Raw genomic sequence first — 1500 nt, 5'->3', positions numbered from 1 at the left:
TGTTAAAATCATATAGTGAATTTTGAAATGAAGGAGTATATATGGAAGAAATAAAAGATAAAGATTATTCATTAGAAGCGGTTCCAGAAAGTGCAAGAAAAGGTTTTCAAAGTATGTTTTTTGTCATGCTTGGATTTACCTTCTTTTCTGCAAGTATGAGTGTAGGAGCAAAACTAGGAAATGGTTTAGATTTTAGTGAATTTGTTTTAGCGTGTATCATTGGTGGAATTATTTTATCCATTTATTGTGGGATATTAGCCTATATAGGATCTGACACAGGACTAACAATGGATTTGCTTTGTCGAAAGGCATTTGGTAAAAAAGGATCTTATGTATCAAGCTTAGTTCTAGGGTTTACACAAATTGGATGGTTTGGCGTTGGTGTAGCGATGTTTTCAATTCCAACAGCTCAACTTTTAGGTATCAATGAATGGGCATTGACAATCGCAGCTGGGTTATTGATGACTTTGACAGCTGCTACAGGTATGAAGGCATTAGAAGTCGTAAGCACGATATCCGTTCCTTTAATTGTTGTATTGGGTGTTTATTCAATGGTTACTGCCACAACTGATGGTGGTGGCCTTGTGGCTGTGTTTGCACAATCGGCTGGAAAAATCAGTGTGTTTACAGGAATTGGATATGTGATTGGTTCCTTTATTTCTGGAGGGACAGCAACACCGAATTTTATTCGTTTTGCGAAAAATAATAAAATTGCGGTTTGGACTACAGTCATTGCGTTTTTCTTCGGGAATACATTAATGTTTTGTTTCGGTGCAATTGGAGGTGCTTTTACAGGCGCTGATGACATTTTCTATGTTATGATTGCACAAGGTTTGGCAATTCCTGCTATTATTGTTTTAGGAGCTAATATTTGGACAACAAATAATAACGCTCTTTATACAGGTGGTCTTGCGATTAGTAATATCACAAATATCCAAATGAAAATAACAACATGGATTGCAGGTGTTATTGGAACCATCTTATCCATTTGGTTGTATTACAATTTTACAGGTTGGCTTAATATACTGAATTGTGCTTTGCCGCCAATCGGAATTATTGTCATTCTAGATTTCTTTATGAAAAGAAAAAAATATAAAGATAATATGGATGTAGGTAATTTTAATAGTTTCAATATTGTTGGTGTTGTTGTTGGAGCTATTGTTGCAAATATTCTTCCTTGGGGAATTGCAGCGGTAAATGCGATGGTTGTAGCATCAGTATGTTATTTTATAGGGTATATAAGAAAGAAAGAGGCATAAAATGTTAATAAAAAATGCGTGTATTGAAAATAATGAAGAATTAAAGTGTATCCGAATTGAAGATGGAAAATTCAAAGAAATAAGAAAAGATTTAGAACCATATGCACAAGAAGAAGTGATGGATCTAGAAGGAAAACTTGTTAAACTGGTTCAAAAGTCAAGGACAAATATCTGACAGTTCTTGCTAAATGAGTGTCACAAATTGTGATGCTCATTTTTTTAATGCTTGTAATTATCTATT

General features: G+C 34.1%; 2 protein-coding genes. Both read left to right on the top strand.

The genetic code is table 11. The features are described from left to right. The first annotated feature begins 41 nt into the window (after window positions 1-41). Window positions 42-1259, top strand: a complete 1218-nt coding sequence (codB, locus tag ACZQCL_RS05480) for a cytosine permease (RefSeq protein ID WP_482482106.1) — start codon at window positions 42-44, stop codon at window positions 1257-1259. A 1-nt stretch (window position 1260) separates the two neighbouring features. Continuing rightward, window positions 1261-1434, top strand: a complete 174-nt coding sequence (locus tag ACZQCL_RS05475) for a hypothetical protein (protein WP_482482104.1) — start codon at window positions 1261-1263, stop codon at window positions 1432-1434. The last annotated feature ends 66 nt before the right edge of the window (window positions 1435-1500 follow it).

The organism is Holdemanella sp., from assembly GCF_056804935.1.
The sequence above is the reverse complement of the archived record's forward strand: the minus strand, read 5'-3'. Positions and strand labels throughout refer to the sequence as shown.